Source organism: Marinobacter guineae (genome assembly GCF_002744735.1).
In the GTDB taxonomy this organism is placed as follows: Bacteria; Pseudomonadota; Gammaproteobacteria; order Pseudomonadales; family Oleiphilaceae; genus Marinobacter; species Marinobacter guineae.
In genome coordinates this window covers 1,619,518-1,633,304 of record NZ_KZ319339.1, presented here as the reverse complement: position 1 = coordinate 1,633,304, position 13,787 = coordinate 1,619,518, and the positions used below count along the sequence as shown (strand labels likewise).

The window sequence follows — 13,787 nt, the reverse complement described above, 5'->3', positions numbered from 1 at the left end:
CTAAGCCCGCTTGAAGCTGGCCAGCGCCACGGCGGCGGTGACGAACAGACCGCCGAATACCCGGTTCATCTGCTGCTGACGCCGGGCCGTGGTCATAAACCGGAACAGCTGGCTGGCCAGCAGGGCATAGCCCAGCATCACCAGACAATCCACCAGAATCAGTGTGGTTCCCATGGTGATCAGCTGGGGGCCGTGGGGTGCGTTGGCCACCAGAAATTGCGGAAACAGGGCAACCAGGAAGACCGTCGCCTTGGGGTTGGTAAGGTTTACAAATGTCGCGTTCCAGAACCGTTTGCGTCCGCTCACAGGCTGACGGTCATCTTCCATGGATTCCATCACCGGCTCGCGCCATTTGGAAATGCCGAGCCAGACCAGGTAAGCAACACCCAGCCACTTGATCACGGACAGAGCGATGTTCGAGGAGGCAATAATGGCGCCCAGCCCGGCACCGACCAACAGAATCTGGATACCGAACCCCAACTGCAGGCCCATGATTGCGGGCAATGAACGGCGAACACCGTAGCGCATGCCATTGCTCATGGTATTGATGGCCCCGGCGCCCGGGGAAACGCTGATCAGTATGGCTGCAACCAGGAAAGTGAGCCAGGCTGTGAGTGACATAACTTAAGCTCCTGAAAACCCTAAGAGATACACCGTATAACCCACGAAGGCAAGCAGGAGAGCCGCACCCTCCAACCGGTTAATACGCCCCGGACGACGGAAACCATAACCCATGGCAAACAGGACCAGGGTAAGTGCTGCCATTATGGGGAAATCCCGGGAAAGAACTTCCGGCGCTACCGACATCGGCGCAATCAGGCCGGCAATACTCACAACCGCGAGTGTGTTGAAAAGATTGGACCCCAGAATGTTACCCAGGGCGAGATCATGCTCACCCTTTCGGGCCGCAATAATGGATGACGCCAGCTCCGGCAGAGAGGTGCCGATTGCCACGATGGTCAGCCCAATGACCAGATCACTGATTCCGAACGCGGTCGCCAGATCCACGGCTCCCCATACCAGAATGCGGGAGCTGACAATCAGAAGCAGAAGACCGATAACCAGCCACAGTATTGCCTTACGCAGGGGCTTTGCGTGGGCCTTGAGCTCATCTGTCATGTTATTGGCCATGGCGTCTCCGGGCTGTTTGATACCCTGGTAGATACTCCAGCCAAGCAGCGCCACGAAAACCACGATCAGGCCAACGGCGTCCAGTCGGGAGAGCTCGCCGTCCCACAGCTGCCAACCTGCAAAGGCCGTCACCAGAATCAGAACGGGCAGCTCTTTTCGCATGACCTGCGAATGCACCGCAATAGGCGCCAGCAAAGCTGTGATACCGAGAATCAATGCAATGTTCGTGATGTTTGAGCCATAAGCATTGCCCAGGGCCAGCCCGGGATTTCCCTGGGAAGCTGCCAGAGCTGAAACCGCCATCTCCGGCGCGGAGGTGCCAAAGCCCACCACAACCATACCGATCAGCAACGGCGGCATCCCGAAATGGCTGGCCGTGGTGGCTGAGCCCTCCACGAACTTGTCCGCGCTCCACACCAGTAGAACCAGACCCGCAATGATTGCCCCAATGGCCATCAGCATTTCAAGAACTCCTTATCGTCAATCGCCGTCTCGGCGGCACAAGAATCGATGGTGCCACAGGTTCCGGCAATAGGTATAAATTCCCTGATGGCGTGCGTGATATTCCGTATGTCGCCCGCGCCGAAGTATTGACGGAACCTGCTAAACTGAAGGTGGTGAGACAGACCCATGAAAACGCCAAAGGAGGCACAATTGCCATGGCCAAAAAAAGGGCAAAGCCCACACAGGAAAGCGCCATCAAGCGCGACCTGAAAACCCCGAAATACCAGATGCGAGTAGTTGAGGACAAAACCAGGTATAAGCGCCAGCGAGGCAAGGCCGTTCGAGCCGAGGATTTTCGCAAGGCCGCCTGATTGGTGGTTTTACGAAAATCCTCGGTGATGGTTTTCTTCCAACTGCCGCAATAGCTCATCACGGGAACGGTCCCGAGCAAGGATATTATCAAGTGTAATCTTGCCGGCCACGATGTCTGTCTCGCTTGGGAAGTGCTGCTCTACCAGATAGCTCATAAAAGCGTCCCGGGCGACGGGATCAAAAGAGAGTTCCTCTGGAGCCGCCAGATACTCTGACAGCTGTTTACTCGAATGCACTTTGGTGGCTATCTGGTCAAACGCATAGAATGCATGGCCAAGAACAAGGACCGGTTTTTCGAAAAAGAAGCTTTCAAGACCGACTGAAGAGTTAACGGTAAGCACGGCGCGAGATGCTGCAACCTGCTCGAAAGTATCCGTTTCATTGTCCAGGATGATCCGGTGTTTCGTCGCTTCTGAGAGCCTCTCGGTAAAGGAGACGCGAGCACTTGGATGTTCTTTCACGCGCAAGTGCCAGCCTTCAGGCAAACAGTCTGCAGCTTTTTCCAGATGTTCAATTAAATCGTCAATCGATTTAACCCAATCCCCGTACACCGTAATCTGGCTGTCTCCAGGCACCTGGAGTGGGCAGAAAATAAATTTTTGTCGAGACAGGTCGGTGTCATCTGGTCTCCGCTTTACCTTTTGCCGCCGCGACGTTTTCCTGGCGTTCAACCCGGATCGCATTGCTCGCCACGCAGTCGAGTCAATAGCAGGATTCCCGGCAAGCCATCGTTGGTAAAAATCAGATCTGCGAGGCAGGCTGCTGCCATAGTTGATGCCGGAGAAATCGACAGTCAACCGGCCGGGTAGAGGTGCCTCTTCAAGATAAAGCGTTGAATGGCATTGACGCTGTGCTGCTACAAGAGCCAGAAAACGGTGACCTTTCACCCCGTTCCAGCACACAACAACTCCAGGGCGAGTAGGCTGTAGGCGACGGTAGCACCAGTTATATTGCCATCGCAGGAAGAGACGCTTGGCCGTGTGCATCAATCCATTAATTGGGCGCTTCTCCGCGGAGAATATTGCGGAGCGTAATTCGTGCTCGGAGAGAGGGGCTGAACGTAGATCCAGTCCGACAGACTCGAACACTGTGAGGTGGCGTTGGTTTGCAAGGCCTCTCAGTATTGCCCGCACACGCTTCTTGCGAGGGTTGAAAGCAATGATATTCGCGTTTTCCACAGGGTAAGCAATGCCATGGATGGCCATGCGAGAACGACCTTTCTTGTTTTGGTTTCGCATATGGGAAAATTGCCCTGGACCAAGCCGACTGTTTGCTTCCTGACTAGAGGAGACGTGAAAGGATAGCATCGACCCGGACCTTGTCATAACTCTTGCCAGACAGTGTGCATGGACTTTCGAGCACAGTAATCTACACTCAGGCTGAGTATTCAAAGGAGTGAATGGTGTTCATCAGAGTCTACAGCTCTTAAGGATTCATCCGGGGGTATGACGTGAGTCAACCATCCGACCTTCGCATCAATGTTATGTTGATTGCACATCCAATACAAAAGGAGAGGGGACCATGGCCAACGGGACTCCGAGCATTGTGGTCGCTTGTGACGGTTCAGAACATTCGTTACACGCTGCAAGAATGGCAGCCGAACTGGCTCAAGCTACCGGTCAAACACTCAAGTTGTTAGCCGTGTTTCCGGGTACAAAGGTAGAGAAACTGGTGGTCAGTGGCGTTTGGCCGAGTGAGCTCGAGGAAGAGGCGAAAAGTTACGGGCGCGAAGTATTCGATGCTGCGAAAAAGGCTGTAAATGGGATGGTCGACCCTGCCGAAGAGGTCCTTCTTAAAGGTGACCCTGCCAAGGAAATCATCGAATATATGGAAAATAACCCCGGCACTCACCTGTTTTTGGGGCGGCGCGGCCACTCCCTGGTGCGAAGCCTCACTCTGGGTAGTATCAGCGAAAAGGTTGTTCGGCATGCCTCTGGGCCGGTGACCGTTGTAAGCGAATAACACCAGTTCTGCTGCCCAAAAAACCGCGACTTTGATCGCGGTTTTTTGTTTCCCGGCACAGGTTTATTTATTTGGTGATGGGCGCTGCCTGGTAACCAGTTAAGATGCGGCCGTGAGTACGCTGCTGCTCGCAAAACAGACAATCATTCAACTGAAACGGGAGGATGTATGGATACCCGAACGTTCGGAAACACGGATATCGAGGTGACACCGGTTGGCCTGGGGACCTGGGCCATTGGTGGCTGGATGTGGGGCGGTACAGATGAAACCCAGTCTATCGATACCATTCACAGGGCGATCGACAAGGGCATTGGCCTGATCGATACCGCCCCGGTCTACGGGTTTGGCCGCTCGGAAGAGATTGTCGGCAAGGCTCTGGCTGGCGGTAAGCGTGATCAGGTTGCCCTCGCCACGAAGGTGGCGCTGAACTGGAACGCCGACCATGACAAGGTCTGGCGCGATGCGACTGCGGCTCGTATTGAGCAGGAGGTTGAGGATTCCCTGAAACGCCTCCAGACGGATCGGATCGACATTTATCAAGTCCATTGGCCAGACCCGCAGACACCCATGGAAGAAACCGCCCGGGCGCTGGAAAATCTCTACCGTGCGGGGAAGATCCGAGCAATCGGTGTCAGTAATTTTACCCCCGCTCAGATGGAAGAATTCCGCAAGAGTGCACCCCTGCATAGCGCTCAACCGCCTTATAATCTGTTTGAGCGGGAGATCGAAAAGGATATCCTGCCATTTTGCCGTGAACAGGGTATTGCGACCATTACTTACGGCGGACTTTGCCGCGGGCTGCTGACGGGCAAAATGCGTGATGATACGCAGTTCAACGGCGACGATCTGCGGCAGAACGACCCCAAGTTCCAGGGCGAGCGCTATCGCCAATACCTGAGAGCCGTGACGGAACTGGATGCGTTTGCCCGCGAACGTTATCAGAAGAACGTACTGGCATTGGCACTTCGCTGGCTTGTTGATCAGCCCGGTGTCACAACAGCACTTTGGGGCGCACGCAGGCCTGAGCAACTCGATCCGGTTGATGACATCGACGGCTGGTCTCTGGACCGGGAAGCGTTTGACGCGATCGATGAGATTCTGGCGCGATGCATTGAAGATCCGGTCGGGCCTGAGTTCATGGCGCCGCCAACACGGTAGTTTCCGGTTTATTGCTTGGAAATTACCGCACGAAAACAACAAAGCCCGCAGAAGGGCGGGCTAAGTTATTGAATCTTGGTGCCCGGAGGCGGAATCGAACCACCGACACGGGGATTTTCAATCCTGTGTGAGAACTACTCAATAAACCACTTTACTACACAATCAGTCACTTACAGAAAATCAGACCCATATATAACCACTTAAAAGCGCAATTGCGTGGACGCCTTGGGGACACATTCTGTCACCTTCTACGTATTGTATTCAGGTGCCAACGAGCCTATATATTAAAGGACCAGTCGGTGATTCTGTGGTGGATATGGGTCGGTTGTGGTTGTTTTTTGATCCGTAACCCTTCAGAATCTGTGGCTCGATTTAGTGTTGTGCTAATTTAGGCACAGTGAGCAGGAGGTGCAGTCATGTCAGTAGCTAAGCAAATCGACTGCCAGGAAGTGGTCGTTAGGAAACGGCGCCCATTCAAGAATGCAAAGCCGCTCTCAGGTGATCACCTGGCCCTCATCAAAGCGGCATCTGCTAAGTCTCATGAACAGTATTCTGAGGCTTACAAGGAACTAGCTAAACGCTAATCTCTGCCGGAGGCGACATTGGAAGTTCGTTACCTCACGGCTGAGCAAGTCCGAACACTCCACGACGAACAAATTGATTTATATACTCCAGCCGAGCAGAAGCACGTTGCTGACTGGGGTAGTCTTGAGTCCGCATGTTCCCGTCCCGGCGTTACCCGCTACTATGACCAAGAAAGCGATATATTTGACCTTGCTGCATCGCTCGGTTTTGGTCTAGCGAAAAACCATGCGTTTGCAAATGCGAACAAACGAACCGCTGCTATTAGCACACACGTCTTTCTCCTGATTAATGGCTATCAGCTTGAAATAAGCCAATGGCAGTTGGTCGATATTTTCGAAAAGTTAGCGAACGACCTTGTTGACCAGGAATCGCTAGCACAGATCCTGGATGATTACTCCAGGGAGCTATCTGATGAAGAGCGTGCTGATCTCGGCGAACAGCTCCGGTTAATATTCTAGATCTGTGTTTGATCGCTATCCTTGATCACTGCACAGTCTAGATTTAGCGCTTGTTTGGTACTCCTGCTCTTAGTTCATCCAGTGTTATCGAGACCGCGTCATCGCCCTGTCTTTCGTGGGCCACTCTCAAAAGCCGGTAGTCGTCAATCTCTTCTTGCATCTGTTCGAAAGTTTCGATGGGCACCAGGTATGCCCAGGGCTTGTTCTTACTTAAAATTACAACTGGCTCATGCCTGGCCTGGTCGAGCACCTTATTCGGATTTGCCTTCAATTCCGAAATTGTGGCCTTAAGCGTCGCAGGTAGGTTTTCCATCTCCTTTCTCCTCATTGTTGACACCTGTTCAACCCTAATTCGGTTGGCGAACAGGAAGAAATATAGGCTACTATCTATGGCCTTATAAGGAATTGAAAAGGTTTAGGTGATCCTGTGTTCGATGGACTGTTGTATCTGATCCCCCTGGCCGTGCTCGCGGTCATTATCTTTTTAATCGCTTCTCCGCTGTCACCGCTCGCTAAAAAGGTCCGAGTTGAGTATCCCTATCAACGTCGAGAACGCTTAATGACAGAAGCGGAAGGGTCCTTCTATCAGGTCCTTGAGCTTGCTCTACCTGCAGATCGCTACAGGCTTTTTGGGAAAGTTAGAGTTGAAGATCTTATCTCTGTCAAACCAGGGCTGGATCGGCAGGCCTGGCACTCGTTTCGAAATCGAATTAAAAGCCGGCACATCGACATTGTCATAGTGGAACGCAAAACCTTTAAGCCGGTTTGGGCGGTTGAGCTGGATGATAAGTCGCATGACTCGGCCAAGAGAAAGGAGCGTGATTCCTTTCTAGATAACGCGTTCGAAGCTGCAGGATTGCCCCTCGTTCGGTTCAAAGCTAAACGCAGCTATACCACTGCGGATCTCCAAAGAGCTATGGGGTTAGATCAGGCTAATTTGCCCACTGACGAGACGATCGCTCAAAGTGAAGAAAGCAAAGGTTCAGGTGTAGAGTCTATTTCTGCGTCTCGCGTTGAGGAAGCACCGGAAAGGTTTTGCCCGCGCTGCTATGCTCCCATGGTTAAGAAACGGGTTCGCTCAGGTAAGCATGCTGGAACCGAGGTCATGGCGTGTTCTCGGTATCCTAAATGCCGAAAGCTTCTTCCTATCGCTGACACTGCTTGGCTAAAGAGTAGCGGTTAGCCTGGAGAAATCAATCTGTCCCAGTTTTTGTCCTCAGTATTAGTTTGTAGGCTTTTTGAATATATTATAATAGTTTTCTATATAGTCAAGATAACAAGCTAGCTTGCAAAAATGAGAGGTCATATGTTTGGCTTCGCTATATTCCTCGAAGTGGGATTTCATAAAATCTTTAAGATACTTTAGGTCAATTTCATCCGGGCTTTTGTAAGGCGCTAGCTTGACCATTGTTTCTGGGCCCTCTGATCTTTCTATTTCGATTAGTTTGGTATTTTCTATATCGAGCTTATTGGCCTGATTTTCTAGATATCCTTTAGATCTAAACTGGCTTGGAGAAACATAGAATCTGTCGGCTATTCCTTTGTAGATATTGTAAGGATCTTTGAGTTTTCCGTTACGTTCTACAAGATTTGATTCTTTTAGGTATTTAAATATAGGTATGTATGCATTTCCCTTGCATATCTTTTGCAGAGTGTCTGTGACGACACTGAAAGGATCATACCCGTTTGTGTTGAAAACGCAGTCTCTAATCAAGTCTAGCCGGTCTAAACCTTTGTATCCAGTTGCCTGCATTTTAGATATTGCACCAACGCCAAATACTACTTCCTTAGGTCGATCTTCATCCGTTCCATCAATGTCTTTTACGAATAGTTTTCCCTGGGGATCATTGTGTATTACTAAATCATAAACCTGCTCTTTAAGTTGTCTAAGTATATGTGCAGGAAATCTTCTTCTAAGAGATGTTAGTGCAGAGAATATTTCTTCAAAAGATTCAGTTTTTATTTGTTTTATTATAATTGGTGTTGATTCGACGTGATATGTTGAGTTCTCAAGCTTAGGCTTTTGGCCGGGAGTATACTCTACGAAAATGAACCGATCCCTGAGTTCGTCTGTTTTATCACTTGGGATGCATCTTACTATTTCCTTGATGATTCTCTGTATGTTTGGGTCTGATAACGAATATCCCAAGAATATAATCGGATGCTCTACAAATATAGTTAGTAGCTTTGATGCTAGATACGCATTTCTATCTTCGAAATTTTTATAATCCTCTTCGGTAAGGATAAGCGAATTGGGGTTTGTTGCGCTACCGTGGATTTTGTAGATTTCACTTATTCCCTGAGGATTTCCGAATATTAATTCATCTTGACCTATAAATGTTTTGCTTTTTTGGAAAGTTTCTTCTAAAAAAGTGTCCCAGTTTGTGGTTATCACGCCGTCAATTACGGATTTCGATAATAGAGTTATCTCACGTTCAAGGTTTACTGGAAGATCTTTTGGTTTGCTGTTTGCTGTTTGCTAAAATGTATTTGGATATTTCATATTTTAAAGGGGAGTCTATTCTGTCGCACTCTTCTTCAAAATTTTTTCTGCTTTCAGAGTATTCGTCCTCGGAAAACCAGATAGTATTAAAGTCTTTTGCCAGTTCAGTTGCTGCTAGTGGGAGACTTCCATTTGCGGAGGATTTATAGAAATGATAGCTCTTTTGGGTAAGCTCACAGAATCGCTTTAGTAGACCTTCCCAATCGTCAAGTCCCAGATATCTGCGTGACATTCCGGATCCAATGAATAAAATAGGGGAGCTTGGGAATACTGATAGGTGTCTAGCCAAATCTTCTTCGAAATCCATCCTCTGCCGTCCTTTCATAGTTGGTTTTTTAAGGTTTTTACCAACACAAACGAAACTTTTTTATCTCAATGATTATCCGAACCTTACTTTTAATTTCCTGGAGGTTATATTTTTACACTATTTAATTATGAAATTTATAGAGCTGATCACTCATCAGTATTGAAATCTAGCTCAGGTCTAAGTTCGCTTTGTTAATATGTCGCCTGAAACCGCCACCGCACACTACGACGGCCAGCCCTCTTGTTTTTGTACTTCCCTTCTTCGGTTTACATACCAAGCGCTGGCGATTCTTGCCGCCAGGCTGAAACCTATCCTGTTTTCAGGCTGTGTTCTCTTCTAGCAACTTCCGTTTCTGGGTCGATCTGGCCGCATGACTCGTCGGTCTTGCCGGTCATTAGCCAAAGTGTGTATTTCGGCCAGGTCTGACAAACCTTCTCGAGCAAATCTCCTCGCGGTATTCGTCCTGTTTGCTCCATTCCCTCGAGCGTCTTTTTCGCAACGCCAATAATTTCGCAGAATTCGGCTCTTCCGCTCGTCTCGGCCTCCCGAATCAGTCGAACTTTTTTTGCTAGTTCGCTTGACATGTACTTAGCCCTAAGTATACTTAGAAATAAGGTGTACCTAAAAATGAGGTCACCACAAATGAGTGTGTAATTCAGTGTAGCAGAGTGCAAAACAGTGGACGAGCAGAAACCAATCATCTTGCTAGCAACCCCGGTCATGACCCAGGACCGATACGCCCAGCTCACCGGTTTAACGGAAGGGCAGGTCCGGGGCCAGATCGAAAAAGGCCACCTCCCGTCTCTGAAGGTGGGCCGGGTTCGGATGGTGAACATCGCCTTGCTCTCTCAGGCGGCACTCGAACAGGAGGACTGGCAATGAAGCGTCTTAACCGTGCTGGCCAGATCAGGGCCGAATACCTTGAGCTCAGCGCCTCTACTGGTATCGAATGGGGCAAGATCTTCTTCTTCGATGGCGCTAAGTGTGTAGCCCGCGCCGATCGCCTCGGCCCGGCCCGCATGGTCGCTCCTGGTACGCTGGCTGTCAGCGCCTCAGGCCGTCAGTGGATGGCGGTTGGCGGTGATCGTGTCAACGGTGCCGCTGGCTGGTCCTTCGTCTCTCCTTATATAGAACAGCGTCCAGTGAACGGCGACGCCGTCCGCTTCAACGACAACGCGAAGTCCCTCAAGATCCGCGCCAGGCTCGATGCCTACCTGGACTACTTCCAAAGCGTCAAAGGTTCTCTCCCGGAGTCGGTGGTGCTTCGTCGTGAACAGCTGTTCGCCTGCGGTGCGTTACCGGGTCAACTCTATAAAGGCATTCGCCTGGAGGCCTACGTATGACTCCGGCCCTCCGTCAGCGCAAACAGCAAAGCATTCAGTCCGTCGTCAGCGTCGCCGTACACCTCCACAAAGCCGGTGAGTGGGATGCCTATTGCGACAGCATCACCAAACTGCTCGGCATGGCCGACGCCTTCAACGAGCTCGACGACGACCTGTTCAACTACACCATGGACTGCGTCAACGCCCTGTCCCGCTTCACGCTGCAGCACACCGTTGTGGATTTCGAAGCCTGGGCGCTCGGCCAAGCCTGCCAGGCACTGAGGGCCGCCGCATGAGATTCCACCGCCACGACGCCACCAAAGCCATCAACGCGGCCAGTTTTGCCTTCCAGGGCCCTCGTCCGTCCTCTGCGCTCACTGCCCAGGCCCTGGAAGGCCTTTTTGACAATCTCCTGCACCAGCTAAGCCACCTGCAGGAAGTGCGCACCGATTACCCGTGCGACTACATGGCCCGCTGCAAAGCCGGCTTCACCGACGCCCTGATCCACGAACTGGAAGCCAGCGGCCATCACAGCCCGGCCTTTGACCGCCTTATACAACTGCGGGACGCCTGGGACTGTGGCCACCTGGATCTTCCCAACGTCACGGAGACGCAACCATGAGCCATATCCCACCCAGAAAAGACCAGGTGGAAGACAAAGAGCGCCGTTTCTACGTCTGCGCCCCGTCCTCCATCTACCTCCAGCTGCAACAGGAAGCCATCCAACGGGGAACGGATCTCTGGACCCTCGGCGGTTCCGTCCTGACGGCCTGGCTGGAGGCTGGCTGCCCGACCTTTGGCACTCAGGACCAACCCCCTGAAAAGCCTTCGAGTCCGCCCCCGTCATCGTCACCACTCGCGCACGAAAAGGGGGCCGGGCAGTGACCGCTGCAAGGCTGGCGCGCAGCGCCAGGGCCGCAGGCCCCCTGGCCTTGTGGCGGGCTCTGGCTGGTCCACAGTGCGCATCCGGAGTGGTGAGGATGTCGGGGGAGGACGCCCGCCCCTTGATTCCGAACCATGAGCACAGGAGGCAAGCGGAGCGCGGCAGGCGACAGGGATCGTTACCCGTAAGGGTGGCCACCTTAGTGGCCAGGAGCGCAGCGAGTAGAGCCCGCCCCGAAGGGGTCGCAACACACAGCTCAAACCCTTTTCACCATCACCACCAGGAAAGGCAGCAACGAAAACTAATGTCGAATATTCAACATCCTTCCTGATTTCCCACCTGGAAATGGAAGGCCAACAGCAACCCAAGCAACAGCAACACCCAACGAAACCAGAGGACACAAGCAATGGAAAACTACCTGAACCTCATGATCATCGGCGCCACCCGCTACGACATTGACGGCAACCGTGGTGGCTCCCTGTGGGCCTATTCCCCCGCTGAAGCGGACGACGACAACCGCGTCGGCAACGAAGTCATGAAAATCGCCTGCGACTGGAAGCACATCGACCAGCTGCGCAACCACGCCGAACGCCTCCCGGCCATGTTCACCGTCAAGGCCCAAATGAAAGCCGGGCAGGGCGGCAAGATCACCTTCAAGGCCCTGGAGCTCAAGCCCCAGGAACCCATCAAGAAATCCGCTTAACGGGAACAGGAGACTGACCCGTGAGCAAAGCAATCCTGTGTGACGGCGACTGGACACTCACAGCTTCAGGCTGGGACTGCACCGGCGCCATCACCCAGGTGGTGTACACGGCCCCCGTCGAGTACACCGCGGCAATGATCACTGAAGCCATCTTCCAGGGCTTCACCGTGACCTTGCCACTCATGGCGGTCGCATGGGGCGGCCGTCAACTCCTGAAAATGCTGAGGTAAACACTATGAATGCCATCAAGTTCCAGGCGGCTCAAGCCCGCCGCTTCGTAAAACCCGCTGCCAAATTCGCAGCCGTGCCCATGACCTTCCTGGGCGCTTCCGCCGCCAACGCCGCCGACTGGTCCACCGTTACCGGTGGCCTCGACTTCTCCGGTGAAATCACCGGCGTGATCGCGGTCGTGGGTGTCCTGGCCGGCTTCTACGTCGTGCGCAAGGGTGCCCGACTCCTGCTGAGCATGATCAAGTAGGAGAGCACCAATGGCAGAGCTGTGGGACTGGACATTCTTCATGATGGGAGCCGCACTATGCGTCTATCTGTTCAAGGATGTCTGATCCTGTGGCTCTGCTGCCCCCTGCCGGCGCAAGCGTTGCAGTTTTATTTCGAGAACAGCGCCGATGCGCTGGCCGCTTGCCAGGACTATTCAGCCTCGAGTTATGGTACTCCGGAGGTTGATTGTGTTCAGAAGCAAAATACAGAAAACACCTCCGATATTTACCCCGCCTTTTATGATTTTTTTGCGGATGGCTGGGGTGTCCGAAACCAGTATTTCTATAAAAAGGAAGAATGCACCGCGGCGTTCATGCACGAAAAAAACCACATCACCGGGGAACAGCCGCTAGGAGAATGTCAATGCGAGACGGGCTGGACCGATGCCGGCGAAGACGCCCAGCCCCGTTGTGAAGTTGAGGATCAGACCCCGGAACAATGTAAAGAGAACGGCCTGGCTCATGACCCCGTCTCCGGGATCTGCCAGCCCGAATGCGAACACGGCATGCTCAACGGCGCCTGCCTACCACCCCCCGAAGACGATAACGAATGCAATGCCGGAAGCGACAACTACCGGGGCGAAATCGTCCTGGGTTACGGCAAACCACCGGTCTCCTTCTGCGGAGACATCGACCAGTGCAGCGGCAGTGCCGAAGGCCAGATCGGTATTGTTAACGGGGAAGTCCGTTGCCTGCCCAAAGACTACGGCGTCCCCGAGTGCAAGGGGGACTCCATCTCCGTGGTCGACGACTACGGATTCGTCTGTGAGCCCCTGACCAACAAACCCGAAGAACCCGACACCCCGGAAGAACCGAACACCGATACCGATGGCGACGGCGAACCCGACGAATACCAGCGCGAGAACGATCCGGAATCGGTGGAGAAGGGCCTGGATAACGTCGAGAAGGCCATCCAGGAGGGCAACGCCAAAACCGACACCTCCAACGAACACCTGGGCAAGATCGAAAATGCCGTCAAGGACATCGCAAAGAACGTCTCCTCCCTGGAACAGATGGGCAAGAACGGCGAACTGGCCGGTGGTGGCTCCTCCGGTTCCGGTGAAGGCCTCAAGAACCCCGACGGCGAGGATTACCTGGGCGACCTGGCCGACATCAAACAAAACACCAAAGACACCGCCGATACCCTGAAAGAAATGAACGATGGCCCCGACGGCGGTTACAGCACCGACGGTCTCGGGGATGCCCCCACCTTCGCCGAAAGCAGCGAACGCCTGCAGCTGGCCATCACCAACAACCCGACCATCAACGCCGTCACCACCATCCCCACCGTGGCCAGCAACAACACCTGTCCGGTGTGGACCATCCCGGCGACCGACTACTGGCAGGCCATGCCCATTGATAGCCACTGCCAGATCCTGGACGACCATCGCGGCCTGTTGTCCATGCTCTTTGTCGCCGTCTGGACCCTGGCCGCCGTCTTCGTCTTCCTGAGGGCCTGACC

The 13,787-nt window shown here is 52.9% G+C and carries 21 protein-coding genes; 14 read left to right on the top strand and 7 right to left on the bottom strand.

What is annotated here, in order from left to right; translation table 11 throughout:
- Both rhtB and CLH62_RS07655 read right to left on the bottom strand, forming a co-directional pair.
- Positions 1 to 621, bottom strand: a complete 621-nt coding sequence (gene rhtB / locus CLH62_RS07660; RefSeq protein WP_099617493.1) for a homoserine/homoserine lactone efflux protein — start codon at positions 619 to 621, stop codon at positions 1 to 3.
- 3 nt (positions 622 to 624) lie between these two features.
- Positions 625 to 1,593 (bottom strand): calcium/sodium antiporter, encoded by a 969-nt coding sequence (locus CLH62_RS07655; protein WP_099617492.1) that lies wholly within the window; start codon positions 1,591 to 1,593, stop codon positions 625 to 627.
- Between the two features lie 197 nt (positions 1,594 to 1,790).
- On the opposite strand from CLH62_RS07655, the gene CLH62_RS21220 reads away from it, so the two are divergent.
- On the top strand, positions 1,791 to 1,946 hold the full coding sequence (locus tag CLH62_RS21220) for a hypothetical protein (protein ID WP_211285667.1): 156 nt from the start codon (positions 1,791 to 1,793) through the stop codon (positions 1,944 to 1,946).
- A gap of 9 nt (positions 1,947 to 1,955) precedes the next feature.
- On the opposite strand, the gene CLH62_RS07645 is transcribed toward CLH62_RS21220, so the two are convergent.
- A complete protein-coding gene (locus CLH62_RS07645) occupies positions 1,956 to 3,152 on the bottom strand; it encodes a capsular polysaccharide export protein, LipB/KpsS family (RefSeq protein WP_170005767.1) in 1,197 nt (398 codons plus the stop codon).
- Between the two features lie 316 nt (positions 3,153 to 3,468).
- Here CLH62_RS07645 and CLH62_RS07640 point away from each other — a divergent pair, with 316 nt between their 5' ends.
- The 3 genes from CLH62_RS07640 (at position 3,469) to CLH62_RS07630 (ending at position 6,110) form a co-directional block, all read left to right on the top strand.
- Positions 3,469 to 3,909, top strand: coding sequence for a universal stress protein (locus CLH62_RS07640; RefSeq protein WP_099617489.1), 441 nt, complete (start codon positions 3,469 to 3,471; stop codon positions 3,907 to 3,909).
- Between the two features lie 168 nt (positions 3,910 to 4,077).
- Positions 4,078 to 5,067, top strand: coding sequence for an aldo/keto reductase (locus tag CLH62_RS07635; protein WP_099617488.1), 990 nt, complete (start codon positions 4,078 to 4,080; stop codon positions 5,065 to 5,067).
- 602 nt (positions 5,068 to 5,669) lie between these two features.
- A complete protein-coding gene (locus CLH62_RS07630; protein WP_170005766.1) occupies positions 5,670 to 6,110 on the top strand; it encodes a type II toxin-antitoxin system death-on-curing family toxin in 441 nt (146 codons plus the stop codon).
- 43 nt (positions 6,111 to 6,153) lie between these two features.
- Here CLH62_RS07630 and CLH62_RS07625 read toward each other — a convergent pair whose 3' ends face one another.
- The gene (locus CLH62_RS07625; protein ID WP_099617658.1) at positions 6,154 to 6,423 is read right to left on the bottom strand and encodes a type II toxin-antitoxin system Phd/YefM family antitoxin; all 270 of its coding nucleotides are present in this window, start codon (positions 6,421 to 6,423) and stop codon (positions 6,154 to 6,156) included.
- A 114-nt stretch (positions 6,424 to 6,537) separates the two neighbouring features.
- Between CLH62_RS07625 and CLH62_RS07620 the strand changes: the two genes are divergently transcribed.
- Positions 6,538 to 7,293: a DUF2726 domain-containing protein gene (locus CLH62_RS07620; RefSeq protein WP_099617486.1), complete on the top strand. Its 756-nt coding sequence runs from the start codon at positions 6,538 to 6,540 to the stop codon at positions 7,291 to 7,293.
- 39 nt (positions 7,294 to 7,332) lie between these two features.
- Here CLH62_RS07620 and CLH62_RS07615 read toward each other — a convergent pair whose 3' ends face one another.
- From CLH62_RS07615 to CLH62_RS07610, 3 genes are all read right to left on the bottom strand, one after another.
- Entirely contained in the window at positions 7,333 to 8,505 is a 1,173-nt protein-coding gene (locus CLH62_RS07615) for an SIR2 family NAD-dependent protein deacylase (protein ID WP_170005765.1), read from the bottom strand.
- Between the two features lie 40 nt (positions 8,506 to 8,545).
- Positions 8,546 to 8,920 carry an SIR2 family protein gene (locus CLH62_RS20950; protein WP_143752364.1) on the bottom strand — a complete coding sequence of 125 codons (375 nt, stop codon included), beginning with the start codon at positions 8,918 to 8,920 and terminating at the stop codon, positions 8,546 to 8,548.
- A gap of 308 nt (positions 8,921 to 9,228) precedes the next feature.
- Positions 9,229 to 9,504: a transcriptional regulator gene (locus CLH62_RS07610; RefSeq protein ID WP_143752363.1), complete on the bottom strand. Its 276-nt coding sequence runs from the start codon at positions 9,502 to 9,504 to the stop codon at positions 9,229 to 9,231.
- A 94-nt stretch (positions 9,505 to 9,598) separates the two neighbouring features.
- On the opposite strand from CLH62_RS07610, the gene CLH62_RS07605 reads away from it, so the two are divergent.
- The 9 genes from CLH62_RS07605 (at position 9,599) to CLH62_RS07565 (ending at position 13,785) form a co-directional block, all read left to right on the top strand.
- Positions 9,599 to 9,802: a hypothetical protein gene (locus CLH62_RS07605; protein ID WP_099617483.1), complete on the top strand. Its 204-nt coding sequence runs from the start codon at positions 9,599 to 9,601 to the stop codon at positions 9,800 to 9,802.
- On the top strand, positions 9,799 to 10,263 hold the full coding sequence (locus tag CLH62_RS07600) for a hypothetical protein (RefSeq protein ID WP_099617482.1): 465 nt from the start codon (positions 9,799 to 9,801) through the stop codon (positions 10,261 to 10,263). The genes CLH62_RS07605 and CLH62_RS07600 overlap by 4 nt, the downstream gene beginning before the upstream one ends.
- Positions 10,260 to 10,538, top strand: a complete 279-nt coding sequence (locus tag CLH62_RS07595; RefSeq protein ID WP_099617481.1) for a hypothetical protein — start codon at positions 10,260 to 10,262, stop codon at positions 10,536 to 10,538. Before CLH62_RS07600 ends, CLH62_RS07595 begins: the two co-directional genes overlap by 4 nt.
- Positions 10,535 to 10,864 (top strand): hypothetical protein, encoded by a 330-nt coding sequence (locus CLH62_RS07590; RefSeq protein ID WP_099617480.1) that lies wholly within the window; start codon positions 10,535 to 10,537, stop codon positions 10,862 to 10,864. Before CLH62_RS07595 ends, CLH62_RS07590 begins: the two co-directional genes overlap by 4 nt.
- On the top strand, positions 10,861 to 11,127 hold the full coding sequence (locus CLH62_RS07585) for a hypothetical protein (RefSeq protein ID WP_048496294.1): 267 nt from the start codon (positions 10,861 to 10,863) through the stop codon (positions 11,125 to 11,127). The genes CLH62_RS07590 and CLH62_RS07585 overlap by 4 nt, the downstream gene beginning before the upstream one ends.
- Positions 11,128 to 11,531: 404 nt before the next feature.
- Entirely contained in the window at positions 11,532 to 11,828 is a 297-nt protein-coding gene (locus CLH62_RS07580) for a hypothetical protein (protein WP_048496293.1), read from the top strand.
- Between the two features lie 20 nt (positions 11,829 to 11,848).
- A complete protein-coding gene (locus CLH62_RS07575; RefSeq protein ID WP_099617479.1) occupies positions 11,849 to 12,058 on the top strand; it encodes a hypothetical protein in 210 nt (69 codons plus the stop codon).
- Between the two features lie 5 nt (positions 12,059 to 12,063).
- Entirely contained in the window at positions 12,064 to 12,306 is a 243-nt protein-coding gene (locus CLH62_RS07570) for a hypothetical protein (RefSeq protein ID WP_099617478.1), read from the top strand.
- A 57-nt stretch (positions 12,307 to 12,363) separates the two neighbouring features.
- Entirely contained in the window at positions 12,364 to 13,785 is a 1,422-nt protein-coding gene (locus tag CLH62_RS07565) for a hypothetical protein (RefSeq protein WP_143752362.1), read from the top strand.
- Positions 13,786 to 13,787: the final 2 nt, after the last annotated feature.

What these genes read in the sequence shown, in the direction of transcription:
- CLH62_RS07580 (WP_048496293.1), top strand. Translation starts at nt 11,532, where the DNA reads ATGGAAAACTACCTGAACCTCATGATCATCGGCGCCACCCGCTACGAC.
- CLH62_RS07635 (WP_099617488.1), top strand. Translation starts at nt 4,078, where the DNA reads ATGGATACCCGAACGTTCGGAAACACGGATATCGAGGTGACACCGGTT.
- CLH62_RS07645 (WP_170005767.1), bottom strand. Translation starts at nt 3,152, where the DNA reads ATGGCCATCCATGGCATTGCTTACCCTGTGGAAAACGCGAATATCATT.
- CLH62_RS07570 (WP_099617478.1), top strand. Translation starts at nt 12,064, where the DNA reads ATGAATGCCATCAAGTTCCAGGCGGCTCAAGCCCGCCGCTTCGTAAAA.
- CLH62_RS07590 (WP_099617480.1), top strand. Translation starts at nt 10,535, where the DNA reads ATGAGATTCCACCGCCACGACGCCACCAAAGCCATCAACGCGGCCAGT.
- CLH62_RS07610 (WP_143752363.1), bottom strand. Translation starts at nt 9,504, where the DNA reads ATGTCAAGCGAACTAGCAAAAAAAGTTCGACTGATTCGGGAGGCCGAG.
- CLH62_RS07655 (WP_099617492.1), bottom strand. Translation starts at nt 1,593, where the DNA reads ATGCTGATGGCCATTGGGGCAATCATTGCGGGTCTGGTTCTACTGGTG.
- CLH62_RS07585 (WP_048496294.1), top strand. Translation starts at nt 10,861, where the DNA reads ATGAGCCATATCCCACCCAGAAAAGACCAGGTGGAAGACAAAGAGCGC.
- rhtB (WP_099617493.1), bottom strand. Translation starts at nt 621, where the DNA reads ATGTCACTCACAGCCTGGCTCACTTTCCTGGTTGCAGCCATACTGATC.
- CLH62_RS07595 (WP_099617481.1), top strand. Translation starts at nt 10,260, where the DNA reads ATGACTCCGGCCCTCCGTCAGCGCAAACAGCAAAGCATTCAGTCCGTC.
- CLH62_RS20950 (WP_143752364.1), bottom strand. Translation starts at nt 8,920, where the DNA reads ATGGATTTCGAAGAAGATTTGGCTAGACACCTATCAGTATTCCCAAGC.
- CLH62_RS07565 (WP_143752362.1), top strand. Translation starts at nt 12,364, where the DNA reads ATGCGTCTATCTGTTCAAGGATGTCTGATCCTGTGGCTCTGCTGCCCC.
- CLH62_RS07625 (WP_099617658.1), bottom strand. Translation starts at nt 6,423, where the DNA reads ATGGAAAACCTACCTGCGACGCTTAAGGCCACAATTTCGGAATTGAAG.
- CLH62_RS21220 (WP_211285667.1), top strand. Translation starts at nt 1,791, where the DNA reads ATGGCCAAAAAAAGGGCAAAGCCCACACAGGAAAGCGCCATCAAGCGC.
- CLH62_RS07640 (WP_099617489.1), top strand. Translation starts at nt 3,469, where the DNA reads ATGGCCAACGGGACTCCGAGCATTGTGGTCGCTTGTGACGGTTCAGAA.
- CLH62_RS07600 (WP_099617482.1), top strand. Translation starts at nt 9,799, where the DNA reads ATGAAGCGTCTTAACCGTGCTGGCCAGATCAGGGCCGAATACCTTGAG.